Source organism: Gordonia cholesterolivorans, assembly GCF_039531975.1.
GTDB lineage: Bacteria > Actinomycetota > Actinomycetes > Mycobacteriales > Mycobacteriaceae > Gordonia > Gordonia sihwensis.
The window spans coordinates 103,174-126,465 of sequence record NZ_BAAARB010000003.1 but is presented as its reverse complement, the minus strand read 5'-3'; the positions used below and the strand labels follow the sequence as shown (position 1 = coordinate 126,465).

Annotated in this window: 30 protein-coding genes and 1 pseudogene; 23 read left to right on the top strand and 8 right to left on the bottom strand. The window is 67.6% G+C overall.

Going from position 1 to position 23,292, the window contains the following annotated elements; translation table 11 throughout:
* Positions 1-30: 30 nt before the first annotated feature.
* The 6 genes from rpsE to map all read left to right on the top strand — a co-directional run bounded on the left by rpsE (position 31) and on the right by map (position 4,195).
* Positions 31-675 (top strand): 30S ribosomal protein S5, encoded by a 645-nt coding sequence (rpsE, locus tag ABFX36_RS03995; protein ID WP_006895591.1) that lies wholly within the window; start codon positions 31-33, stop codon positions 673-675.
* 3 nt (positions 676-678) lie between these two features.
* Entirely contained in the window at positions 679-858 is a 180-nt protein-coding gene (rpmD, locus tag ABFX36_RS03990) for a 50S ribosomal protein L30 (protein ID WP_006895590.1), read from the top strand.
* 2 nt (positions 859-860) lie between these two features.
* The gene (rplO, locus tag ABFX36_RS03985) at positions 861-1,301 is read left to right on the top strand and encodes a 50S ribosomal protein L15 (RefSeq protein ID WP_006895589.1); all 441 of its coding nucleotides are present in this window, start codon (positions 861-863) and stop codon (positions 1,299-1,301) included.
* 215 nt (positions 1,302-1,516) lie between these two features.
* Positions 1,517-2,848 (top strand): preprotein translocase subunit SecY, encoded by a 1,332-nt coding sequence (gene secY, locus ABFX36_RS03980; protein WP_006895588.1) that lies wholly within the window; start codon positions 1,517-1,519, stop codon positions 2,846-2,848.
* A complete protein-coding gene (locus ABFX36_RS03975; RefSeq protein WP_006895587.1) occupies positions 2,845-3,393 on the top strand; it encodes an adenylate kinase in 549 nt (182 codons plus the stop codon). Before secY ends, ABFX36_RS03975 begins: the two co-directional genes overlap by 4 nt.
* 7 nt (positions 3,394-3,400) lie before the next feature.
* Positions 3,401-4,195: a type I methionyl aminopeptidase gene (gene map, locus ABFX36_RS03970; protein WP_346075026.1), complete on the top strand. Its 795-nt coding sequence runs from the start codon at positions 3,401-3,403 to the stop codon at positions 4,193-4,195.
* A 183-nt stretch (positions 4,196-4,378) separates the two neighbouring features.
* Here map and ABFX36_RS03965 read toward each other — a convergent pair whose 3' ends face one another.
* The 4 genes from ABFX36_RS03965 to ABFX36_RS03950 form a co-directional block, all read right to left on the bottom strand.
* Entirely contained in the window at positions 4,379-5,644 is a 1,266-nt protein-coding gene (locus tag ABFX36_RS03965) for a glycosyltransferase 87 family protein (protein WP_346075024.1), read from the bottom strand.
* A 64-nt stretch (positions 5,645-5,708) separates the two neighbouring features.
* Entirely contained in the window at positions 5,709-6,161 is a 453-nt protein-coding gene (dtd, locus tag ABFX36_RS03960) for a D-aminoacyl-tRNA deacylase (protein WP_006895584.1), read from the bottom strand.
* Position 6,162: 1 nt separating this feature from the next.
* On the bottom strand, positions 6,163-6,327 hold the full coding sequence (locus ABFX36_RS03955; protein ID WP_346075022.1) for a hypothetical protein: 165 nt from the start codon (positions 6,325-6,327) through the stop codon (positions 6,163-6,165).
* On the bottom strand, positions 6,324-6,725 hold the full coding sequence (locus ABFX36_RS03950; RefSeq protein WP_045537174.1) for a phage holin family protein: 402 nt from the start codon (positions 6,723-6,725) through the stop codon (positions 6,324-6,326). Before ABFX36_RS03950 ends, ABFX36_RS03955 begins: the two co-directional genes overlap by 4 nt.
* Positions 6,726-6,929: 204 nt before the next feature.
* On the opposite strand from ABFX36_RS03950, the gene infA reads away from it, so the two are divergent.
* The 8 genes and pseudogenes from infA (at position 6,930) to truA (ending at position 11,627) form a co-directional block, all read left to right on the top strand.
* Entirely contained in the window at positions 6,930-7,151 is a 222-nt protein-coding gene (infA, locus tag ABFX36_RS03945; RefSeq protein WP_005187701.1) for a translation initiation factor IF-1, read from the top strand.
* Positions 7,152-7,258: 107 nt separating this feature from the next.
* Positions 7,259-7,372 (top strand): 50S ribosomal protein L36, encoded by a 114-nt coding sequence (gene rpmJ, locus ABFX36_RS03940; RefSeq protein WP_009679193.1) that lies wholly within the window; start codon positions 7,259-7,261, stop codon positions 7,370-7,372.
* A gap of 171 nt (positions 7,373-7,543) precedes the next feature.
* Positions 7,544-7,912 (top strand): 30S ribosomal protein S13, encoded by a 369-nt coding sequence (gene rpsM / locus ABFX36_RS03935; RefSeq protein WP_006895582.1) that lies wholly within the window; start codon positions 7,544-7,546, stop codon positions 7,910-7,912.
* Positions 7,912-8,319, top strand: coding sequence for a 30S ribosomal protein S11 (gene rpsK, locus ABFX36_RS03930; RefSeq protein ID WP_006895581.1), 408 nt, complete (start codon positions 7,912-7,914; stop codon positions 8,317-8,319). Before rpsM ends, rpsK begins: the two co-directional genes overlap by 1 nt.
* Before the next feature lie 34 nt (positions 8,320-8,353).
* Entirely contained in the window at positions 8,354-8,959 is a 606-nt protein-coding gene (gene rpsD / locus ABFX36_RS03925; protein WP_006895580.1) for a 30S ribosomal protein S4, read from the top strand.
* A gap of 98 nt (positions 8,960-9,057) precedes the next feature.
* Positions 9,058-10,110: a DNA-directed RNA polymerase subunit alpha gene (locus tag ABFX36_RS03920; RefSeq protein WP_346075016.1), complete on the top strand. Its 1,053-nt coding sequence runs from the start codon at positions 9,058-9,060 to the stop codon at positions 10,108-10,110.
* 80 nt (positions 10,111-10,190) lie between these two features.
* Positions 10,191-10,679 (top strand): annotated as a pseudogene (rplQ, locus tag ABFX36_RS03915) (50S ribosomal protein L17); the annotation flags it as partial.
* 60 nt (positions 10,680-10,739) lie between these two features.
* Positions 10,740-11,627: a tRNA pseudouridine(38-40) synthase TruA gene (gene truA, locus ABFX36_RS03910; protein ID WP_346075014.1), complete on the top strand. Its 888-nt coding sequence runs from the start codon at positions 10,740-10,742 to the stop codon at positions 11,625-11,627.
* A 16-nt stretch (positions 11,628-11,643) separates the two neighbouring features.
* Here truA and ABFX36_RS03905 read toward each other — a convergent pair whose 3' ends face one another.
* Positions 11,644-12,870 (bottom strand): nucleotide-binding protein, encoded by a 1,227-nt coding sequence (locus ABFX36_RS03905; protein ID WP_346075012.1) that lies wholly within the window; start codon positions 12,868-12,870, stop codon positions 11,644-11,646.
* Between the two features lie 243 nt (positions 12,871-13,113).
* Between ABFX36_RS03905 and ABFX36_RS03900 the strand changes: the two genes are divergently transcribed.
* The 6 genes from ABFX36_RS03900 to ABFX36_RS03875 all read left to right on the top strand — a co-directional run bounded on the left by ABFX36_RS03900 (position 13,114) and on the right by ABFX36_RS03875 (position 16,172).
* The gene (locus tag ABFX36_RS03900; RefSeq protein WP_346075010.1) at positions 13,114-13,341 is read left to right on the top strand and encodes a hypothetical protein; all 228 of its coding nucleotides are present in this window, start codon (positions 13,114-13,116) and stop codon (positions 13,339-13,341) included.
* Positions 13,338-13,703, top strand: a complete 366-nt coding sequence (locus ABFX36_RS03895; RefSeq protein WP_006895574.1) for a YbaB/EbfC family nucleoid-associated protein — start codon at positions 13,338-13,340, stop codon at positions 13,701-13,703. Before ABFX36_RS03900 ends, ABFX36_RS03895 begins: the two co-directional genes overlap by 4 nt.
* Before the next feature lie 31 nt (positions 13,704-13,734).
* Positions 13,735-14,037 (top strand): hypothetical protein, encoded by a 303-nt coding sequence (locus tag ABFX36_RS03890; RefSeq protein WP_428832040.1) that lies wholly within the window; start codon positions 13,735-13,737, stop codon positions 14,035-14,037.
* Positions 14,034-15,413, top strand: coding sequence for a hypothetical protein (locus tag ABFX36_RS03885; protein WP_346075008.1), 1,380 nt, complete (start codon positions 14,034-14,036; stop codon positions 15,411-15,413). The genes ABFX36_RS03890 and ABFX36_RS03885 overlap by 4 nt, the downstream gene beginning before the upstream one ends.
* 39 nt (positions 15,414-15,452) lie before the next feature.
* Positions 15,453-15,764, top strand: a complete 312-nt coding sequence (locus tag ABFX36_RS03880; RefSeq protein WP_006895571.1) for a WXG100 family type VII secretion target — start codon at positions 15,453-15,455, stop codon at positions 15,762-15,764.
* A 111-nt stretch (positions 15,765-15,875) separates the two neighbouring features.
* Complete coding sequence (locus ABFX36_RS03875) at positions 15,876-16,172, top strand: WXG100 family type VII secretion target (RefSeq protein ID WP_278124718.1); 297 nt, start codon at positions 15,876-15,878, stop codon at positions 16,170-16,172.
* A 76-nt stretch (positions 16,173-16,248) separates the two neighbouring features.
* On the opposite strand, the gene ABFX36_RS03870 is transcribed toward ABFX36_RS03875, so the two are convergent.
* Together ABFX36_RS03870 and ABFX36_RS03865 are read right to left on the bottom strand one after the other, a co-directional pair.
* Positions 16,249-16,905: a CE1759 family FMN reductase gene (locus tag ABFX36_RS03870; protein WP_278124715.1), complete on the bottom strand. Its 657-nt coding sequence runs from the start codon at positions 16,903-16,905 to the stop codon at positions 16,249-16,251.
* Between the two features lies 1 nt (position 16,906).
* Positions 16,907-18,049, bottom strand: a complete 1,143-nt coding sequence (locus ABFX36_RS03865) for an LLM class flavin-dependent oxidoreductase (RefSeq protein WP_346075005.1) — start codon at positions 18,047-18,049, stop codon at positions 16,907-16,909.
* A 181-nt stretch (positions 18,050-18,230) separates the two neighbouring features.
* On the opposite strand from ABFX36_RS03865, the gene ABFX36_RS03860 reads away from it, so the two are divergent.
* From ABFX36_RS03860 to ahcY, 3 genes are all read left to right on the top strand, one after another.
* On the top strand, positions 18,231-19,157 hold the full coding sequence (locus ABFX36_RS03860; protein ID WP_278124711.1) for a cation diffusion facilitator family transporter: 927 nt from the start codon (positions 18,231-18,233) through the stop codon (positions 19,155-19,157).
* A gap of 208 nt (positions 19,158-19,365) precedes the next feature.
* Entirely contained in the window at positions 19,366-20,922 is a 1,557-nt protein-coding gene (locus tag ABFX36_RS03855; RefSeq protein WP_346075003.1) for an APC family permease, read from the top strand.
* Positions 20,923-21,021: 99 nt separating this feature from the next.
* Positions 21,022-22,509: an adenosylhomocysteinase gene (ahcY, locus tag ABFX36_RS03850; protein WP_006895565.1), complete on the top strand. Its 1,488-nt coding sequence runs from the start codon at positions 21,022-21,024 to the stop codon at positions 22,507-22,509.
* Between the two features lie 107 nt (positions 22,510-22,616).
* On the opposite strand, the gene ABFX36_RS03845 is transcribed toward ahcY, so the two are convergent.
* On the bottom strand, positions 22,617-23,249 hold the full coding sequence (locus ABFX36_RS03845; protein ID WP_346075000.1) for a dTMP kinase: 633 nt from the start codon (positions 23,247-23,249) through the stop codon (positions 22,617-22,619).
* Between the last annotated feature and the right edge of the window lie 43 nt (positions 23,250-23,292).

The following is a 23,292-nucleotide window of genomic DNA, read 5'->3' as shown; positions in this document are numbered from 1 at the left end:
CACCAAGATGATTAACGGAGGCGACCTCTGATGCCCGGACGTCAGCGTGATGGCGGCAACGGACCCGCCGGAAACAACAACAACGACAACCGCGGTGAGCGCCGCGGCCGCGGCGATCGTCGCGACAACCGCAACCGCGAGCGCGAGGAGAAGAACCACCTCGAGCGCGTGGTGACCATCAACCGCGTGTCGAAGGTCGTCAAGGGCGGTCGTCGCTTCAGCTTCACCGCTCTCGTGGTGGTCGGCGACGGCCAGGGCATGGTCGGCGTCGGCTACGGCAAGGCCAAGGAAGTCCCGGCGGCGATCCAGAAGGGCGTCGAAGAGGCTCGCAAGAACTTCTTCCGCGTCCCGCTGATCGCGGGCACCGTGACCCACCCGGTTCAGGGTGAGGCCGCAGCCGGTGTCGTGATGCTCCGCCCGGCCAGCTCGGGTACCGGTGTCATCGCGGGCGGCGCCGTGCGTGCCGTCCTGGAATGCGCCGGTGTCACCGACGTTCTCGCGAAGAGCCTCGGCTCGGACAACGCGATCAACGTCGTCCACGCCACGGTCGCCGCACTCAAGATGCTGCAGCAGCCTGAAGAGGTCGCTGCTCGTCGCGGGCTGACCGTCGAAGAGGTCACCCCCGCCGGCATGCTGCGCGCACGCGCGGCCGCCGCAGCGAACAAGGGAGCATAAGCCATGGCTGAGCTGAAGATCACCCAGATCAAGGGCACCATCGGTACCAAGAAGAACCAGCGTGACAGCCTGCGCACCCTTGGGCTCAAGGGCATCCGCCAGACGGTCACCCGCGAGGACACCCCGATCAACCGCGGCCTCATCAACGTGGTTCGTCACCTCGTGACAGTCGAAGAGGTTTAGTCATGACCATCAAGCTGCACCACCTTCGCCCCGCTCCGGGCGCGAAGACCGAGAAGACCCGCGTGGGTCGCGGTGAGGGCTCCAAGGGTAAGACCGCCGGTCGCGGCACCAAGGGCACCAAGGCGCGCAAGAACGTTCCGGCCCGCTTCGAGGGCGGCCAGATGCCGATTCACATGCGCCTGCCGAAGCTGAAGGGCTTCACCAACCGCAACCGCGTGGAGTACCAGGTCGTCAACGTCGGCGACATCTCGCGGCTGTTCCCGGAGGGCGGCACCATCGGCGTCGCCGATCTGGTCGCCGCGGGCGCCGTCCGCAAGAACCAGCTCGTGAAGGTTCTGGGCGACGGTGAGCTCACCGTGAAGGTCGACATCACCGCCGACAAGTTCACGGGCTCCGCCAAGGAGAAGATCGCCGCTGCCGGCGGCACCGCGACGCAGGCCTGAGCCTTCGCCGCATGCAGAACTGCCGAACCGGTCAGGTGTTGCGACGCACGACTATTGAGTCGTTGCGCCGCTCACCTGACCGGTGGCGGTTCTGGGGCTGTTAAAGTTTCACCGAGGGCGTCCGGCTGAGGACGCCCCGGTCATTTCCGAGTCGACCGCCAATGCACGATGAGGCGCACGTGCCCACCGAGTCTGCGGTGCTATAGGAGGAGTTAGTGCTTTCCCCCCTCGTGGCGACCTTCAGGACGCCCGACCTGAGGAAGAAGATCTTCTATGTCCTCGGCATCCTCATCCTGTACCGTCTCGGCACGACGCTCCCGTCGCCCGGCGTGGACTTCAAAGAGATCGAAAGCTGTGTCGATGCGGCCAGCCGCGGCGACTCGGGCCAGATCTACTCGCTGATCAACATGTTCTCCGGCGGCGCACTGCTGCAGCTGTCGGTGTTCGCGATCGGCATCATGCCGTACATCACGGCCAGCATCATCGTTCAGCTGCTCACCGTCGTCATCCCTCGGTTCGAGCAGCTGCGAAAAGAAGGCCAGTCCGGCCAGACCAAGATGACGCAGTACACCCGCTACCTCACGGTGGCGCTGGCACTGCTCCAGTCGACGGGCATCGTCGCGCTGGCGGCCACCGGCAACCTCCTGCCGTCGAACGGGGCCGACTGCAACGCAGACGCAATCCTCAACGACACCAGCGTCTTCGGCCTGTCGATCATCGTCCTGGTGATGACCGCGGGCGCCTGTCTGGTGATGTGGTTCGGCGAGCTCATCACCGAGCGCGGTGTCGGCAACGGCATGTCGCTGCTGATCTTCACCGGCATCGCCGCCCGCATCCCGGCTGAGGGCCGGACCATCCTGCAGCAGCGCGGCGGCCTGGCCTTCGGCCTCGTCTGCGTGGCGATCGTGCTCATCCTGGTGGCCGTGGTGTTCATCGAGCAGGGCACCCGCCGCGTGCCGGTTCAGTACGCCAAGCGCATGGTGGGCCGCAAGATGTACGGCGGTTCGTCGACGTACATGCCGATCAAGGTCAACACCGCGGGCGTCATCCCGGTGATCTTCGCGTCCTCGCTGCTGTACATCCCGCAGTTGATCATTCAGCTGACGAACAGCAACGACGGCGAGGCCGCCGGCTGGAAGCTGTGGCTTCAGGACAACCTGATCAACCCGTCCAGCTGGTTCCACATCGTCACGTACTTCCTGCTGATCATCTTCTTCACGTACTTCTACGTCGCCGTCACGTTCAACCCCGAAGAACGAGCCGACGACATGAAGCGGTACGGCGGATTCATCCCGGGCATCCGCCCCGGCCAGCCGACCGCTGACTACCTGAGCTACGTGCTCAGCCGGATCACGCTGCCCGGCTCGCTGTACCTGGGCATCATCTCGATCCTCCCGAACCTGTTCATGGACATCGGCGGCGGCAGCGCCTCGAACATCCCGTTCGGCGGTACCGCGCTCCTGATCATCGTGGCCGTCGGCCTCGACACGATCAAGCAAGTGAACAGCCAGTTGATGCAACGCAAGTACGAAGGGTTCCTGAAGTGAGACTCGTCATCCTCGGACCGCCCGGAGCGGGCAAAGGCACACAGGCCGAACTGATGTCGGAGGCCCTCGGCATTCCGCACATCTCGACCGGCGACCTGTTCCGCGCGAACATCTCGCAGGGCACCCCGATCGGCGTGGAGGCCAAGAAGTACCTGGATGCGGGCAATCTGGTCCCGCCGGAGATCACCATCAACATGGTCCGCGAGCGGGTCGCGGAGCCGGATGCGGCCAAGGGCTTCATCCTCGACGGCTTCCCGCGCTCCACCGAGCAGGCGGTCGCGCTCGAGGGCATTCTCGACGATCTGTCGACCAAGCTCGACGGCGTGCTGTCGTTCAAAGTCGATACCGACGTGGTGGTGGAGCGGATGCTCGCCCGCGGTCGCGCCGACGACACCGAAGAGGTCATCCGCAACCGGATGGCCGTGTACGACGCGGAGACCGCGCCGCTGCTCGACCACTACGCCGGTCAGGTCACGGAGATCGACGCCGTGGGCTCGGTCGACGAGGTCCACCAGCGCGTGCTCGCGGCTCTCGGCAAGGCCTGATCCACCGGTGGGTTTCCGCAAGCCGAAGGCCGTTCCGTTTCGGAGCGCGGGCGAGCTGGACGCGATGGAGGCGGCGGGCGCCGTGGTCGGCGCCGCCCTCGTCGCTGTCCGGGCCGCGGCCACCGCGGGGATGAGCACCCTGGATCTGGACGAGATCGCCGAATCGGTGATCCGCGAAGCCGGTGCGGTGCCGTCCTTCAAGGGCTATCACGGCTTTCCCGGCTCCATCTGCAGCTCGGTCAACGAGGTTGTCGTGCATGGCATTCCGTCCAAGGACGTGGTGCTGGAGCAAGGTGATCTGGTATCGATCGACTGCGGCGCCATCCTCGACGGCTGGCACGGCGACTCCGCGTGGACGTTCGGCATCGGCGAACTCTCCGCCGCCGACGCTGAACTGAGCGAGGCGACCCGACTCTCGATGGAGGCGGGGATCGCTGCGATGGTCCCCGGCAACCGCCTCACCGACGTCTCACACGCGATCGAGAACGGGACGTACGCGGCGGCCGCGAAGTTCGGCCGCGAGTTCGGGATCGTCGCGGGATACGGGGGACACGGCATCGGTCGGGAGATGCACATGGACCCGTTCCTGCCCAATGAGGGCAAGCCGAATCGCGGGCCGCGGCTCGTGGTCGGATCGACTCTGGCGATCGAACCGATGCTCACCCTCGGCACGGCGGACACCACGGTGCTCGAGGACGACTGGACCGTCGTCACCGACGACGGCTCACGGTCGGCCCACTGGGAGCACACGGTCGCCGTCACCGAGGACGGTCCGCGAATCCTCACTCCGCGCCCCGCCTGACGCGTAGTCATCTCTGACAGTGCCGCCGACCGTTCGGGTCGGCGGCACAGTCGTCTGCTCAGTGGTTTCGACACGCTCGGCGCCAGGGCGCCTCGCGGCTCAACCAGCGGGCGGGTGGGCACCGGCTCCGGTCTTTATCGCTGGTTGAGCGAGCGGTCCTATCGCTGGTTGAGCGAGCGGCCTTTATCGCTGGTTGAGCGAGCGCAGCGAGTCGAAACCCCCGTCACACCCGCTGCGACCGGCGTCGGCCTCGCAGACCTCCATCGACGCAGTCGACCGCCAGCGCGCCGTACCGACGGCGAGCACGACGAAGGTGAACCACACGTACGAGTCGCCGACGATGCTCTGCCACCAACTCCAGCCGAGTTCGGTGTCGTGACCGCTCGGCAGGAGCCAGTGCGGGCCCACTGCGAAGATCACCGCCGCCAGAACGGTGGCGGCCACGAGCATCCCTCCGAAGCGTCTGGTCCAGACCGCGTAGACCGCGATCAGAAGCGCCGGCGCCACCCAGGTCCAGTGATGCGACCAGCTCACCGGGGACACGAGCAGTACCGCTGCGGCGTTGACCAGCAGCGCGGTGGCCTGCTGCCCGGCCGCCAGGAGACGGCTCATCCAGACCGCGGCGAGCACGACGGCGACGACCGACAGGACGAGCCACGCGGCGGTCGAGACACTGTCGCTCATGCCGAACCGGAACACTGCGCCCTTGATCGACTGATTACCCGCGTAATAGGCCGCGCCGATGCGTTCGGTCTCGCCGAGAGTGTGGAACCAGTACTTCGCCGAATCGGCGGGCATCACGAGCCAGGCGACGGCGACGGCGCCGACCGTCCCCGCAACCATCGTCGCCGCCCCGCGCCAGTCGCGGCGAAGGAGGAAGTAGAGCAGGAAGCCTGCCGGCGTGAGTTTGATCGACACCGCGATGCCGATGAGGAGCCCGCGGGGCCACTTCGGACTCCGGCAGAGGACGTCGAAGGCGATCAGCGCCATCAGGACGGCGTTGATCTGTCCGTAGCTCAAGGTCTGCCTGACCGGTTCGACGAACTCGGCGATCGCGGTTGCGCCGATCACCAGTGTGGCGCGGTCGATGCGGTCCAGCTTCGGTGCGAGCCGAGCCAGGACCAACCAGAGCGTCAGTGCGACCGCCGTGAGGGTCAGCGCGAACATCACGGCGTCCGCGGCGGACGTCGGCAGCATCGCGAGCGGACTGAAGACGATCGCCGCCAGCGGCGGATAGGTGAACGGCAGGGCGTGCCCGTCCACCAGAGGCGTGGGGCCGTACAACGACTGACCGTCGAGCCACAGCCGTGCGCCCATCCGGTACACGTGCAGATCCAGGTAGCTCTGCCAGCGAATGCCGATGACCGTGCTCAGCGCGAGCAGCGCCACTGCCAGGCCGAGAAGGCGACCGTGCCGGGCGGTGATCGTTCGGCTCAGCGGGTTCGGCACCGCGTCAGCGTATCAGCGCCGCGGGGGAGTGGATCGAGCCGAGGCGGCGGGCGGTGTCGCCGATCTAGACGTCGAGGATCAGCGTCACCGGGCCGTCGTTGACCAGATCGACGTGCATGTGTGCGCCGAAGCGTCCGGTCTCGACGGTCGCGCCGAGCGCGCGCAGGGCGTCGACCACCTCGTCGACCAGTGGTTCGGCGACCGGACCCGGCGCGGCCGCACTCCACGACGGTCGCCGGCCCTTGTCGGTGTTCCCGTACAGCGTGAACTGGCTGATCACCAGGATCGGGGCGTTCAGATCCGCCGCCGAGGCCTCGCGGCGGTCGTCACCTCCGTCGAGGATCCGCAGACGCCAGATCTTGTCGGCGAGCTTGGCCGCGGCGGCCCGGTCGTCGTCGTGGGTGACGCCGACCAGTGCGACCAGACCGAGTGCCCCGCCGGACAGGTCGAGGGCGCCGACGGTCTCACCGTCGACGGTGACGGACGCGGAACTGACGCGCTGGATCACGGCCCGCATGTCAGAGCAACTCGTACACGCCGGACACCGATGCGCCGACCCGCCGTTGGCCCCCGGCGCCTGCCGAGGCTCCCATCGCCGCGACACCGAGGTCGATCCGCAGTCCATGGCAGCGCGCGGACGTCTCACCGAGGTCGCAGACCGCCACGGTGCGGCGCTCACTCACAGATTCTCGACGCTGTCGCGCATCACCATGGCCGTCAGCCATCCGACCACCGAGACGACGATCGCGCCGAAGATCGCCGCCCAGAAGAAGCTGTCCACGACGAGACCGTGGTGGAAGACGTTGTGGGTCAGCCAGCTCGTGATCTCCAGCATCAACGCGTTGATGATGATGTGGATGAGGCCGAGCGTGAGGATGTACAGCGGAATCGAGAGGATCTGGATGATCGGCTTGATGAAACCGTTCACGAGTCCGAAGACCACCGCGACGAAGAAGACGATGCCGACCTTCGCCCACCACGACTCGATGTCGCCGAACTCGAAGTGGACGCCGGGGACGATGAGGGTGGCGATCCACAGGGCCACGCCGGTCAGGGCGCTGCGGATGAGGAATGCACGCATGCCTCCAGTGTGGCACGCCGTTTGGAACGAACGCCGCAACTGGCGTAGACTTGATCGTCGGTGCGTCGTGCGGTCACGCATGCCCACGCCCGGTGCCTCACAGCACCGGACCGGGGTGACCGTTCGATAACGCCACCGTAGCGGATAGACGAAGCTGGAGTCGGCGGACACGGTAAGGCCGGTCGCCGGAGAATCGCGGAGGATATGGCGAAGAAAGATGGGGCCATTGAGGTCGAGGGACGCGTAGTCGAGCCCCTGCCCAATGCGATGTTCCGCATTGAGCTGGAGAACGGACACAAGGTCCTCGCCCACATCAGTGGCAAGATGCGGCAGCATTACATCCGCATCCTGCCTGAGGATCGAGTCGTCGTGGAGCTCTCGCCCTACGACCTCGGCCGCGGACGCATCGTCTACCGGTACAAGTAACCCTCGTACGGGCGGTGCCGGAGCGATGCGTCGCTTCGTGGTGCCCGGACACCGTGCTGCCGAGTCCTACGGCGGCACGCCACAGGAGAACAAAGGGAGAAGCTGACGTGAAGGTCAAGCCGAGCGTCAAGCCGATCTGCGAGAAGTGCAAGGTGATCCGCCGTAACGGTCGGGTCATGGTGATCTGCGACAACCTGCGTCACAAGCAGCGTCAGGGCTGATCAGCTTCTTCAGGTCGCTTGAAGACACATAACTGAACATCGTTATCGAAGAACTCCCAGAACCAGCATTCGCAGACGCGCGGATGCCGACCCCCGGTGCAGAGGCCGGGGCCCGGCGCAGAGTCCGGGGCGGGCTGGGAGCAGACCTCTGAATATGTAAGGAATCGCCACATGGCACGTGTTGCAGGTGTGGATCTCCCCCGCGAGAAGCGGCTGGAGATCGCGCTCACCTACATCTACGGGGTGGGTCGCACCACCTCGAAGGAAATCCTCGCCGCCACCGGCCTCTCGGCCGATCTGCGCGCCAAGGACCTGACCGACGCAGACGTCGCGAAGCTCCGCGAGTACATCGAGTCCTCGGTCAAGGTCGAGGGTGACCTGCGCCGCGAGGTGCAGGCCGACATCCGTCGCAAGATCGAGATCGGCTGCTACCAGGGTCTGCGCCACCGTCGCGGCCTGCCGGTCCACGGTCAGCGCACCAAGACCAATGCCCGTACTCGTAAGGGCCCGAAGAAGACCATCGCCGGGAAGAAGAAGTAATGCCCCCCAAGTCACGTAGCGCAGGCCCGAAGAAGGGCACCCGTCGTCGCGACAAGAAGAACGTTCCGCTGGGCCACGCCCACATCAAGTCGACGTTCAACAACACCATCGTCTCGATCACCGACCCCGAGGGCAACGTGATCAGCTGGGCCAGCTCCGGCCACGTCGGCTTCAAGGGCTCGCGTAAGAGCACCCCGTTCGCCGCGCAGCTCGCTGCCGAGAACGCTGCCCGCAAGGCGCAGGAGAACGGTGTCAAGAAGGTCGATGTGTTCGTCAAGGGACCGGGTTCGGGTCGCGAGACCGCCATCCGGTCGCTGCAGGCCGCCGGCCTCGAGGTCGGCACCATTTCCGATGTGACCCCGCAGCCGCACAACGGCTGCCGTCCGCCCAAGCGGCGCCGGGTCTAGCGGGACCCGGAATAGAGACAGAAGGAAGTAGAACATGGCTCGCTATACCGGCCCCGCAACCAAGAAGTCCCGTCGTCTTCGCGTCGATCTGATCGGCGGAGACCAGGCGTACGAGCGTCGCCCGTACCCGCCCGGCCAGCACGGTCGCGCGCGGATCAAGGAGACCGAGTACCTGCTCCAGCTGCAGGAGAAGCAGAAGGCCCGCTTCACCTACGGCGTCATGGAGAAGCAGTTCCGCCGCTACTACGAGGAAGCCAACCGTCGCTCGGGCAAGACCGGCGACGTGCTGCTGCAGATCCTCGAGTCGCGTCTGGACAACGTCGTGTACCGCGCCGGACTGGCCCGGACTCGTCGTCAGGCCCGCCAGATGGTCAGCCACGGCCACTTCACCGTGAACGGTGTTCGCGTGGACGTGCCCAGCTACCGCGTCAGCCAGTACGACATCATCGACGTCCGTCCGAAGTCGCTGCAGACCACGCCGTTCCAGATCGCCAAGGAGACCCTGGGCGATCGTCCGACCCCGGCCTGGCTGCAGGTGGTTCCGTCGACTCTGCGCATCCTCGTGCACTCGCTGCCCGAGCGCGCACAGATCGAGGTTCCGCTCACCGAGCAGCTCATCGTCGAGTACTACTCCAAGTAGTCTCACCCGAGCTTTCGCGAAACCTACTGAGCAGCATCAGCTGCCCGGTCCACCTCGACGCCGTCAAATAGTGGGCGGCCGAAGGAGAATCCCACCACATGCTCATCTCACAGCGACCCACTCTGTCCGAAGAGGTCATCGCCGACAACCGCTCGAAGTTCACCATCGAACCCCTCGAGCCGGGCTTCGGCTACACCTTGGGCAACTCGCTGCGGCGCACGCTGCTGTCGTCCATCCCGGGCGCGGCGGTCACCAGCATCCGCATCGACGGTGTCCTGCACGAGTTCACCACCGTTCCCGGCGTGAAGGAGGATGTCACCAACATCATCCTGAACCTCAAGGGACTGGTCGTGAGCTCCGAAGAGGACGAGCCGGTCACCATGTACGTCCGTAAGCAGGGCCCGGGCACCGTCACCGGTGCGGACATCGTTCCGCCCGCCGGCGTCACCGTGCACAACCCGGACCTGCACATCGCGACCCTCAACGACAAGGGCAAGCTCGAGATCGAGCTGGTCGTCGAGCGGGGCCGAGGTTACGTGCCGGCCGTGCAGAACAAGGCCACCGGCGCCGAGATCGGCCGCATCCCGGTCGACTCGATCTACTCGCCGGTCCTGAAGGTGACCTACAAGGTCGAGGCCACCCGTGTCGAGCAGCGCACCGACTTCGATCGGCTGGTGCTCGACGTGGAGACCAAGAACTCCATGACCGCGCGTGACGCCCTGGCGTCGGCCGGCAAGACCCTGGTCGAGCTCTTCGGCCTGGCTCGGGAGCTCAACGTCGAGGCCGAGGGCATCGAGATCGGCCCGTCGCCGCAGGAGGCGGATCACATCGCCGCGTTCAGCCTGCCGATCGAGGATCTCGAGCTGACCGTCCGTTCGTACAACTGCCTCAAGCGCGAGGGTGTCCACACCGTCGGCGAGCTGGTTGCGCGCACCGAGTCGGATCTGCTCGACATCCGCAACTTCGGCCAGAAGTCGATCGACGAGGTCAAGGTGAAGCTGCACAGCCTGGGTCTGGCCCTCAAGGACAGCCCGGCGAGCTTCGACCCGTCGCAGGTCGCCGGCTACGACCCGGCCACCGGCACCTGGTCCGATGATGCGTCGTTCGGCGACGACGGTGGCGAGGATTACGCCGAGACCGAGCAGCTGTAGGGCTCGCAAAGAACCACCTGGTTTTTCCAGACCAACGGACTTCCGGTCGCGAGATCGTGAGTCGCTCCTAGGAGAAAGACATGCCCAAGCCCACCAAGGGTGCCCGCCTCGGCGGGTCGGCCAGCCACCAGAAGGCGATCCTGGCGAACCTCGCCACGGCTCTCTTCGAGCACGGCCGAATCACCACCACCGAAGCCAAGGCGAAGCGGCTGCGTCCGTACGCCGAGAAGCTGATCACCCACGCGAAGGCCGGCCAGCTGGCCAACCGTCGCGAGGTCATGAAGGACATCCGCGACAAGGATGTCGTTCACACCCTGTTCGCCGAGATCGGCCCGCACTTCGCGGAGCGCAACGGCGGATACACCCGCATCATCAAGACGCTGCCGCGCAAGGGCGACAACGCCCCGATGGCCGTGATCGAGCTGGTGCAGGAGAAGACGGCGTCGTCGGAGGCCAACCGTGCCACCCGCGCCGCCGCGTCCAAGGCCAAGGCGGCCGAGGAGGCTGCTCCGGCAGAAGCCGCTGACGAGGCTCCGGCCGACGAGGCCGCTGCCGACGAGGCACAGGACCAGTAGCCGCTTCGCTCGCCGATGACCTGACGGTCGCCGCCGAGCGAGAGGTGACACTCCATGACGACACAGTCCGTCCCCATCATCGATGGGGACGGGCTGTGTCGTCTTCGGTTGCTGATCGGCTACGACGGCACCGACTTCTCCGGCTGGGCCACGCAGCCCGGTCGACGGACGGTCTGCGAGAGTCTCGAGCAGACGCTGAGCACCGTGCTCCGCGCGCCGATTCGGCTGACTGTCGCGGGCCGGACCGACGCCGGTGTCCACGCCGCCGGGCAGGTGGCGCACTGCGACGTCCCCGTCGCGTCGTTGCAGACCAGGTCCATCGACGGGGACCCGTCGCGACTGGTTCGCAGGCTCGCCAAGATGCTCCCGGACGATGTGCGGGTGAAGCGGATCGAGACCGTTTCCGCAGACTTCGATGCGCGTTTCTCCGCACTGGCGCGCACGTACGAATACCGGCTCACCGACGCCGCGTGGGGCGCCGAGCCGACCCTCGCCCGCACCACCGCCGATTGGACCCGGCCCCTGGACGTCGAGGCCATGAACGCGGCCTCGGCCGCTCTGGTCGGGCTCAACGACTTCGCGGCCTTCTGCCGCTACCGGCCGGGCTCCACCACCATCCGCGAACTCCAGCGCTTCAGTTGGCGGCGAGACGGCGACGTGCTGGTCGGCACCGTGGTGGCCGACGCCTTCTGCTGGTCGATGGTCCGGTCCCTCGTGGGCGCGGTGGCCTCGGTCGGCGACGGTCGCCGCGGCGTCGACTGGTGTGCCGGGCTGTTGTCTGAGCGCGCACGCTCCGCGCAGGTGCCCGTGGCGCAGGCCCGTGGCCTGTGCCTGACGAGCGTGAGCTATCCGCCGCCCGAGGAGTGGGCGGCGCGCAACGAACAGACGCGGGACGTCCGCGACGCCGGTGATCTCGGGTGTGCGGGTCCGGTCGTGGAGTAGTCCGCCGCGCCCTCGGTCACCCGCCGGTTCCGCGCCGCGGGGGATTGGCGAAGTCGTCGGCGACGGTGGCGGCCAGTTCGACGAACGACCGGCGGGTGGACTTGCTGAGGAGTTCCAGATCGATGTCGGCGCCTTCGGCGAGGTGATCGTCGAATCCGATGGTGTGTACCGCCCGGCAGCGGGTCAGGAAGTGTTGTACGAGCTGGTCGACGTCGATGGTCGACGAACCCGGTCGGGATGAGCTGAGCACCACCACGCTGTGCGGGATGAGGTGGCCGTAGCCGTGTCCGGCCAGCCAGTCCAGCGTGGAACCGGCGCTGCGTGCTCCGTCGAGTGCGGGAGAGGAGACCAGGACCAGAGCGTCGGCGGTGTCGAGGACGCCGCGCATGGCGTCGGCGCTCATTCCGGTGCCGCAATCGGTGAGGATCACGTTGTAGAAGCGCTGGAGAATGTCGACGACGCCGCGGTACTCCCGTTCGCTGAACGCCTCGGCGGCAGCGGGGTCGCGTTCTGAGGCCAGCACTTCGAGCCGGCTGGGGGCTTGCGAGGTGTGCGCACGGACATCGGAGTACCGGTGCACCGCGGTGTCGGCGAGCAGGTCGCGGACGGTGGAGGCGGTCTGCTGCGGAATGCGCTGCGCGAGGGTTCCGAGATCCGGATTGGCGTCCACCGCGATCACCCGGTCGCCGCGGAGCGATGCGAACGTGGAACCGAGTCCGATCGTCGTGGTGGTCTTGCCCACGCCGCCCTTCAACGACAGCACCGCGATGCGGTAGTCGCCGCGAATCGGGCGCCGGAGTCGTTCCAGCAGCTGCTGGTACTCGATTTCGGCGGGCGACTCGCCGGGGTTCACCAACCCGGCGGTCACCGCGTGCACGGCGCGCCGCCATCCGCGCACGGGGGCACGCCGTGCCTTGCGCAGGATCGCGACTTGATCCAGGGCTGGACCGGCGGGCGGGAGCGGTGCGGCCGGTGCGGCCGGGACGAACCCGCTGACGGGCGGCCCGAGCGGCGCGGGTACCGGTGGCACCGGATACGGCATCGGTGCGGGATGGACCGTCGCGTCGATCTCCGGTGCGGCGCGCAGCGGTGCAGCCTCATCGGGCTCTGCGGAGGCGTGCTCTGCGGAGACGGGCGGCGAGAGACCGATGATCGCGGACAGATCGATGTCCGGCCGCGGTTCGTGCGGCTGATGGCCGAGCCAGGGCGGAGTGTCGCTCATCTGGACTTCTGATGGTGTCATGTGTCCCCCTCGGGTCGCTCGCAGCGACGATGCTGCGGTCGGAGTGGAACGTTAGACGTCGCCGACGGCGACACGCCCGCGTTCGAATCGATGGAACCGAAAACGAGTCACGCGCGTCTAAGTCACATGGCAGAAGAGAATCGACATCAGGGTTCCGACACGGAACCGGCGGGGCTGACCACTGTCGCATCGAGATCCGGGGCCATCTCCGTCACGTGCACGGCCGCGGGACTGCCGGTAGGGATGACTATTTCGTCTCGGGCGATGCGGCGGTCTCCGGCGGCACTGGCGCGCGAGATCATGGCGCTGTGCACCCTCGCGAGCACGACAGCGGGAGCGCAGGCCAGGCACCGGTTGCGGGGGCGCGGTGTCGATGAGGAGGCACTCGATCTGCTCGGGCTGCCGTCACGCAAGGAACTGGTGAACGCCGAGGCGGCAGCGGATGCCTCGAGTGCAGGACGGAATCGGTGAACCCCGAGATGGACGCCGTCGCCGATCGGGCGCAGCGGCAGCTGGGGGCGCTGGAGGACGTGCACCGGAGACTGCAGCAACTGCGCGCGACCGGAGTCGGCGACGACGGTCGCGTGCGCGTGACGGTGAACGGCAACGGCGCCCTCATCGAGTTGGAGATCGCCGCCGGCGCCGGCGGCGGAAAGGGCGCACGACTGTCGGAGGAGATCGTGGGTGCGGCAGTGCGCGCCGCGACGGATGCCTTCGCCGAGCGCAGCGAGATCATGCAGTCGTTCTGCGGCGAGTTCGCCGCACTGACCGGAGTCGACGACTCCGGCGCGGCGGTGGAACCGAACCGGGATCCGGTGCGTCCAATTACATGAGGGCTCGATTCTTCAAGCATCAGGGGGAGACGTGAACGAGACGATGGCGCACCCGGAAGCGGTGCAGACGTTCGGCGCCACATCGGCGGCGCTGGGAACGGCGACGGCCACTGCCGGAGCGTTCGACACGGCGGCGGTGGGGGCCGCAGTGACGGCGGTATTCGGTCTGATCGGGCAGGAGTTCGCCGCCGCCTACTCGGTGGCACAGGCCAATCACCTCCGCGGAGTCGGGCTTCTCGCCGCCGCGCATGCGGCGACCGCAGCCGCGGTGTCGGCCGGAATCGCCTCGTTCTCCGACGCCGACGGCACCGGTGCCTGCGGGGTCCGAGTGTGAGCCGGCACCGAACCTCCGACGATGCGGGGCCGGCGTCCGGACCGGATGCCCACACGTGCGGGAGCCCCGAGGTGGCCACCGCGGCGGACTGCGGCGCGGGGGACGCGCTCGCGAGATTCGGGATCGCGCCGGTTCAGGCACCGTTGAACGTGCACCTGCCGGCGAGCCTTCCCGAGTTGCCGGTGCTGCCCGCGATCGATCCGGCGATGTTGCTGAAGCCGATCACCGATCTGCTCGCGACATTCGGTACCGGAAGGCTCGGCGGAATCGGGAACCCCGCAGCCGCCCACAACGATCTCGCCGGCCTGCTCGACGGCGGCGTGACGCTGCTGCTCAACGCTGCCCGTTCGGTGGATGGCGGATGGGTGGGACAGGCTGCGACATCGGCGGTCACGGCTGCGTCGCGGTCGGCGTCGGAGTCCGGCATGCTGGCGACGCAGGGAGCGGCGATCTCTGCCGATCTGCAGGCCGCGGCAGCGGTGGTGGCCGCCGGTCTGACTCAACTGCAGGGAGTAGTGGTGAAGACGGCAGGGGCGCTCGCCGCCGCACTGCCGACGCTGGCGACCCCACCCGGGCAGCTCGCGGCGCTCGGGATCGCGGCGGAGGGGCTGGCAGAGGGGCTCTCGGTGGTCGCGGCCACTCGCACTCAGCTGGCCGGTCCCACGGCGCACATGGCGGCGAACGGCAGGCCGATACCGGTCACCGCGGTGCCGGGGCCGGGCGGCGACGGATTCGCGGTGGCGGCGAAACTGCTGGAGTCGGCGCTCCCGATGGTCCAGGCGGGAACGACTCTCGCTACGAAGCTCTTGGCGGGTACGGGGTCGGACGGCGCACCGGAGGTCCCGGCTCCGAACCCGAACCACCGGGATGCGCTCGGAACCCCCGCTGCCGTGCCCGCACCCTGTCCGTCGGCCTGCGACCGCGGACCGACGACGCCCGGGGCAGCGTCGGCCGGATCATCCGGTGCTGGAGCGCCGGCGGTCGGAGGCGCGGGTGCCGGTGGACCGGCGGTCAGACCGGCAGCCTCCGTTCCCGGCGCCGCTCCGAGTGCGATGACCGCCTCGGTCGCCGCGGAACCGGTGTCGCTGGCCGATCGGCCCATGACCACCAACGCCGCGGTGGTCGGGGCAGCGCAGGCGACTGTGTCAACGGACTCGGCGGCGGCGCCCGCCGTGCCGCTGGCACCGGTCGTGCCGGCCACGGCACGTCAGTCCGCGGACGGACCGCGGATCGTGCCCGCCGCCGTAGCGCCTGAGCCCGCTAGCAGCGAGGCGGTGGACCCGGACTGGCTCACGGCCATGACCGCGGAGTCGCTTGACTTCGACGTGGCGCTGGAGTTGGGACTGGGCGGCCAGAAGCTCGCCGGATCGGTGTGATCCGGGGATCGAGAAGAACACCAAGGAAAGGACTGCGACATGCAGGCTCTCAAACTCGACGTCGCCGCCGGACAGGCCTCGGCGGCGTCGATCAAAGGAGTGGTGGACGAGATGCAGCGCATCGTCGGCCAGATCCAGAAGTCGGCGGTGAACGGCAAGTCGGGCTGGGACGGCAAGGCGTCCACCGCGTTCGAGACCACGCATACCGATTGGCACGGGGTCGCGACCAAGCTGCAGGGCGCGCTGGACGAGATCGAGTCGAAGCTGACCGCCGGCTTCCGCGGTTACGACGACGAAGACGTGACGGTGGCGGGCCAGCTCACCGGCCTGCAGGGACATCTGTCGTTGTAGCGGGGCCGCCGCGGGGGAGCGGTGGCGCGGCTCGCTCGTCGCAGACGCACGAGCTCGACGCGCACATCTTCGACTGACACATCCGATTCAGCACACTCACAGGGGGATGACATGAGCAACGGACTCATTCGGTACGACTTCGCAAGTCTCGGAACGCTTTCGGGCGACCTGCGTGGACAGTTTCAGCGGTTGGAAGAGCTGTCGGGTCAGCTCAAGCGCCAGGTGACGGCGCTCGCCGCGCACTGGGACTCGGGAGGCGCCGCGTCGTACCAGCAGGCGCAGGGCAACTGGGATCGGATCTTCGCCGACGCGCGCGCTCGGCTCGACTCGCTCGGCACGGGAGTCGAGAAGGCCGCCACGCACATGCGGGAGACCGACGTCCGGGTGGGCAAGACCTTCGCGGTGTGAGACACGGTCGCCCCGGGTGGCAGCCGCATCGGCTGCCACTCGGGGCGGACACCGAGCGAGGACGGTGCCTGATCGGTCAGTCTCCGGTGTGGCCTCGCAACAGCTCGGCGAAGGGAGTCACCTCGCCGAGGTCGTTCGCCCCCGCCGATCGACGCGGCCGGGTCTCGAGGTCGGTGGGGCCGCCGAATCCGGCGACCGCGGACGCACCGACGAGCCGCTGTGCCAGCTCGCCGGCGGCGCGGCGGACTCGGTCGCCGAGCTCGCTGCTGCCGAAGTCCTCGGTGGCGGCGAAGACCGCGGTCGGCACCGTGTCGGCCCGCAGGTAGCTCATCAGCGGGCGCACGGCGTGATCGAGGACCAGACTGTGCCGCGGAGTGCCCGCCGTTGCCGCCACCAGCACCGGGACGCCGGTCATCGCGTCGGGGTCGAGCACGTCGAAGAACATCTTGAACAGTCCGCTGTAGGAGGCGGTGAAGACCGGGGTCACGGCGACGATGCCGTCGGCGGCGGCTACCTCGTCACGGGCGGCGCTGACCTCCGCTGTCGCGACACCGGTGGTCACCGTGGTGGCCAGACCGGCGGCGAGCGGCGCCAGCTCCAGAACCCGCACGTCGACGCTCTCGCCCCGGGCGGTCACTCCCGCGGTGACGGCGTCGGCGATCTGGTCGGCCAGGAGCCGCGTGGACGACGGCGTCGAGACGCCGGCGCTGATCACGAGGAGACGTCGCGCCATCTCAGTTCTCTCCCTTCGCCGCCGCGGTCGCGACGGATGCGGCCGGAGTGACCCGGCGGTGCGGTGAGCCCGGGCCGGCGGCCACCAAGGACTCGTGGGTGGGCGGATCGGAGGGTACGTGGGCGGGTCGGCGGCGGTCGAATTCCGCACGCAGGACCGGCACCACCTGAGTGCCCAGGATCTCGATCTGCTCGAGCACCTGCGGCAGGGGAAGTCCGGCGTGGTCGACGAGGAACAGCTGCCGCTGGTAGTCGCCCGCGTAGTCGGCGAATGAGAGGGTCTTGTCGATCACCATCTCCGGCGTGCCGACGGTCAGCGGGGTCATGTCGGTGAAGTCTTCGAGCGACGGACCGTGGCCGTACACGGGCGCGTTGTCGAAGTAGGGACGGAACCGGCGCTTGGCCTCGTTCTCGGTGTCCGCCATGAAGACCTGACCGCCGAGACCGACGATGGCCTGATCGGCGGAACCGTGGCCGTAGTGCTCGAAGCGGCGACGGTACAGGTTCACCATCTGCTCGGTGTGCTCCTTGTTCCAGAAGATGTTGTTGTGGAAGAAGCCGTCGCCGTAGAACGCGGCCTGCTCGGCGATCTCCGGGGAGCGGATGGAGCCGTGCCATACGAACGGCGGAGTGTCGTCGAGGGGAGCGGGTGTGGAGGTGTAGCCCTGCAGCGGCGTCCGGAACCGGCCCTCCCAGTCGATGTTCTTCTCCCGCCACAGGCGCCGGAGGAGGTGATAGTTCTCGACGGCGAGGGGGATGCCCTGCCGGATGTCCTTGCCGAACCACGGGTACACCGGACCGGTGTTGCCGCGACCGAGTGTCAGGTCCGCCCGGCCCCCGGACAGGTGCTGAAGCATCGCGAAGTCCTCGGCGATCTTGACCGGGTCGTTCGTGGTGATGAGCGTGGTCGCGGTCGACAGCCGCAGTTTCTCGGTGCGAGCCGCTATCCAGCCGAGCATGGTGGTCGGCGAACTGGGGACGAACGGCGGGTTGTGGTGCTCACCCGTGGCGAACACGTCCAGACCGACCTCTTCGGCCTTCAGGGCGATCGCGGTCATCGCCTGAATCCGCTCGTGTTCGCTGACCGTGGTGCCGGTGGTGGGGTCGGTGGTCACGTCACCGACGCTGAAGATTCCGAACTGCATCGAACGCTTCCTTCCTGGTGGGTCCGCTCGCCGCGGCTTTCACACAGAGTAACCGGACCGTGGTCCGGTTAATTCCCGGCCCTCGTTCCGCGTGCCGCTGGACGGTCGGGTCCGCCGCCACCGATTAGTCTTCCTTTGCGGCCGCCCGGCCGACACCACGTGCACAGACGGAAGGTCCTCCATGTCCGCAGAAGGGTCGACACGCGCGATCGTCGCCGCCCTGGCCGCCAATGCGGGAATCGCCGCGGCCAAGTTCGTCGGCTTCGCGATCACCGGTTCCTCATCGATGCTCGCCGAAGGCGTCCACTCCGTCGCCGACACGTCGAACCAGGGCCTGCTTCTGCTCGGCCAGAAGAGCGCGGCGCGCAAGGCCGACGAACTGCATCCGTTCGGGTACGGCCGCAGCAGGTACTTCTACTCGTTCATCGTCGCGCTCGTGATCTTCACCCTCGGCTCGATGTTCGCGCTCTACGAAGGCGTCGAGAAGATCCGCCACGCGGGCGATCACGGGCTCGACTCACCACTGGTCGCGGTGGTGATCCTCCTGGTCGCGATCTGCCTCGAGGGCTACAGCTTCCACACCGCCCGGAAGGAGTCCAGGCCACTCAAGGGCGGGGCGTCCTGGTGGCAGTTCATCCGCACCTCGCGCAATCCCGAACTGCCGGTGGTCCTGCTCGAGGACAGCGGCGCGCTGATCGGTCTGGTGCTGGCGCTCGCGGGCGTCGGGCTGACGATGATCACCGGTGATGCGATCTGGGACGGCATCGGCACCCTCTCGATCGGCGTACTGCTCGGCCTGATCGCGATCGTCCTGATCGTCGAGATGAAGAGCCTGCTGATCGGCGAGGGCGCGACCGAGGCCGAGTCGGCGACGCTGCGTTCGGTGATCCCGGGGCAGGACGTCGATCGCGTCATCCATATGAAGACGCAGTACCTCGGACCCGAGGAACTCCTGGTGGCGGCGAAGATCGCGATCGCGCCGGGTCTGGGGGCCGTCGAGATCGCTCGGGCGATCGACGGGGCGGAGGCCCGGGTGCGGGCCGCGGTGCCGCAGGCCCGGGTGATTTACCTCGAACCGGACATCGACAGGGGTGAGAACGCTTCGTGACCAACTCCTGACCTGGATGCGGCCTACGGGAACGCGTCGATGCGCTAGCCTCTGAAACCGCAATGAATGTGGAGGGGATCACATCGATGGTGTCAGCTCGGGCGAGGCCACAGGGCTACTCGACGAGGGCGCACACCCTGGCGCAGGCACCACGCCCCGACCGTTCATCCCGCAGCGGAAACCCCGCGAATCAGCAAGGAGAACCTACGTGACCAATTTCTTCGGTCGTGTGAAATCGGTCGAGCAATCGATGGCCGACACCGACGAGCCCGAAACCAAGCTCCGGAAGGACCTGACGGCCTGGGACCTGACAGTCTTCGGCGTCGCCGTGGTCGTCGGCGCCGGCATCTTCACCCTCACCGCACGGACGGCCGGCAACGTCGCGGGCCCCTCGGTGTCTCTGGCCTTCGTCCTCGCCGCGATCGCCTGCGGTCTGGCAGCTCTCTGCTACGCGGAGTTCGCCTCCACGGTCCCGGTGGCGGGATCGGCCTACACGTTCTCCTATGCGACCTTCGGTGAATTCGTCGCCTGGATCATCGGTTGGGACCTCATCCTGGAATTCGCGCTCGCCGCCTCCGTCGTGGCGAAGGGCTGGTCGTCGTACCTCGGCAACGTGATCGGTGCGGGCAACAACGTCTTCGTCATCGGCGGGCACACCTACGACTGGGGTGCGGCGGTGCTGATCGCGGTGCTCATCACCCTGCTGGTGCTCGGTACCAAGCTGTCGTCCCGGGTCTCGGTGATCATCACCGCGATCAAGGTGGCCGTGGTGCTGCTCGTGATCATCGTGGGTGCCTTCTACATCACCGGCAAGAACTACTCGCCGTACGTGCCGCCGGCCAAGCCGGGCGAGTCGACCGGGACGGGAATCCATCAGACGCTCTTCTCGTGGGCCACCGGTGCCACCGGCAGCCAGTACGGCTGGTACGGACTGCTCGCCGCGGCGTCGCTCGTGTTCTTCGCGTTCATCGGCTTCGACGTCGTCGCGACCACCGCGGAGGAGACCAAGGACCCGCAGAAGTCGCTGCCGCGCGGCATCCTGGGATCGCTGGCCATCGTCACGATCCTTTACGTCGGCGTCTCGCTGGTGCTCACCGGAATGGTTCCGTACACCGACCTCGCGGATAAGAAGCTGCCGAACGGGACGGTCGAATCGTCGACGCTCGCCACGGCCTTCGAGGCGCACGGCATCACCTGGGCGCAGTGGGCGATCAACATCGGTGCGCTGGCGGGTCTGACGACAGTCGTGATGGTGATGCTCCTCGGACAGACCCGAGTCGGTTTCGCCATGGCCCGCGACGGACTGCTCCCGCGCGGACTGGCCAAGACCGGCAGCCGCGGCACGCCGGTGCGCATCACCCTGATCGTCGGCGTGGTCTCCGGCGCGCTCGCCTTCTTCTTCCCGATGGGCACGCTCGAAGAGATGGTCAACATCGGTACCCTGTTCGCGTTCGTCCTGGTGTGCGTCGGTGTCGTGGTGCTGCGTCGCACCCGGCCGGATCTCAAGCGCGGCTTCTCCGTGCCGTTCGTACCGCTGGTGCCGATCCTGGCGGTCATCGCCTGCTTCTGGCTGATGATCAACCTGTCGATCGAGACCTGGTTGCGATTCGTCGTCTGGATGATGATCGGCATCGTCGTGTACCTGACCTACGGTGCCAAGCACTCCGTGCTCGGTATGCGTGAGCGCAAAGAACTGCCCTCCTACGACACCGTCACCACTGATTCGGCCGACCGGCCGGACGGTGGTCCGACCGGCAGTGCGTGAGCGCGATAGCGTAGAAGGACCTAGGGCACTGGTACCGGCCGCCGAATCGGCGGCCGGTACCGTCGTTCACGATCAAAGATGTCAATCGAGAGGGACCAGATGACCGCGCCTTCCAGCGCTCTGACCACCGAAACCCGCAACGGCGTCGAGTTCAGGGTCGCCGACCTCTCCGAGGCCGAGTACGGCCGCAAGGAGATCCGCCTCGCCGAGCACGAGATGCCGGGTCTGATGGAGTTGCGCCGCGAATACGCCGACGTCAAGCCCCTCAAGGGCGCTCGCATCTCGGGGTCGCTGCACATGACCGTGCAGACCGCAGTCCTGATCGAGACGCTAGTCGATCTGGGCGCCGAGGTCCGCTGGGCCTCGTGCAACATCTTCTCCACCCAGGACCACGCGGCCGCGGCCGTCGTCGTCGGCCCGTACGGAACCGTCGAGGAGCCCAAGGGTGTGCCGGTCTTCGCCTGGAAGGGCGAGACCCTGGAGGAGTACTGGTGGGCGGCCGAGCAGATGCTGACCTGGCCGGACGTCGACGGCGAGCCGCGGCGCGCCAACATGATCCTCGACGACGGCGGCGACGCGACCATGCTGGTCCTGCGTGGCGCGGAGTTCGAGAAGGCCGGCGTCGTTCCGCCCGCCGACGACAATCACCCCGCCGAGTACAAGGTGTTCCTGGAACTGCTGCGCCGCTCGCTGGCCGCAGACCCGGGCAAGTGGACGGCGATCGCCGAGTCGGTGCAGGGCGTCACCGAGGAGACCACCACCGGTGTGCTCCGTCTGTACCAGTTCGCTGCCGCCGGTGAACTCGACTTCCCCGCGATCAACGTCAACGACTCGGTCACCAAGAGCAAGTTCGACAACAAGTACGGCACCCGCCACTCGCTGATCGACGGCATCAACCGCGGCACCGACGTCCTCATCGGCGGCAAGAAGGTGCTGATCTGCGGCTACGGTGACGTCGGCAAGGGCTGCGCGGAGTCGCTGGCGGGGCAGGGCGCCCGTGTTCAGGTCACCGAGATCGACCCGATCAACGCACTGCAGGCGATGATGGACGGCTACGACGTCGTCACCGTCGATGAGGCGATCGGCAACGCGGACATCGTCGTCACGGCCACCGGCAACCTGGGCATCATCACCTTCGAGCACATGAAGAAGATGAAGAACCAGGCGGTGCTGGGCAACATCGGTCACTTCGACAACGAGATCGACATGGCCGGACTCGAGTCCGCCGAAGGAATGACGCGGATCAACATCAAACCGCAGGTGGACCAGTGGGTGTTCCCCGACGGCCACAGCATCATCGTGCTGTCCGAAGGGCGACTGCTGAACCTGGGCAACGCCACCGGCCACCCGTCGTTCGTGATGAGCAACAGCTTCGCCAACCAGGTGATCGCCCAGATCGAGCTGTGGACCAAGGGCGACGAGTACGACAACGAGGTGTACCGCCTGCCCAAGCATCTCGACGAGAAGGTCGCGCGCATCCACGTCGAAGCGCTCGGCGGCAGCCTGACCAAGCTCACCAAGGAGCAGGCCGAGTACATCGGCGTCGACGTCGAGGGTCCCTACAAGCCCGAGCACTACCGCTACTGACGCACCGAACCGGCTGGATGCACCGCACCGCCGCCGGTCGGGGAGCCGAGCTCTCCCGACCGGCGGCGGTCGTTCGTTGCGGCCGGCTCCCTGCGGCCGGCTCCGGACTACCCGAGCTGTGCGAGAACGGCGTCGACGGCCGCGTCGCCGTCGGCCCACGACCAGGTCGACATCCACTGTGCTTGCACGAGTTCGCCGTAGACGCGGTAGACGGCGTGTTGCAGGTCGGCGTCGCGCTCGTAGGTGTCCACGGGTCGGTCGGCCTCGGTCTCCGCGCGACCGCTGGCGCGGCCCATCGCGACTTCCGGCGGCACTCCGAGGAGCAACTGGTGGTCGGGAACCGGGAGTTGAAACCGTCGGAACTCGAGGTCGGCGACCCAGTCGACGACCTCGGACGCGGCGCCCGCACCCAGGCGCGCAGCGCTGTAGGCCGCATTCGACGCGGTGTAGCGGTCGCAGATGACGAGGTCGTTCCCGGCGAGGGCGTCGTGCAGTTGACGCCGTGCCGCGGCCCGGTCGAGGGCGAAGAGCAGGGCCATCGCGTAGACGCTGTCCCGGAGATCACCGTGCCGTCCGTGCAGCGCCTCCGAGGCGAGGTCCGCGGTGATCGATTCGCCGTAGCGGGGGAACGCGAGCGTCCGGACCGACGCGCCACGGTCGATCGCAGCGGCTTCGAGGCGTCCGACGATGGTGCGTTTGCCCGCACCGTCGAGACCTTCGACAGCAACCAGAATGCCCACGCGGACAGTCTAGGCAGTCGCCTGCGCCACGTGGATGCGGCGC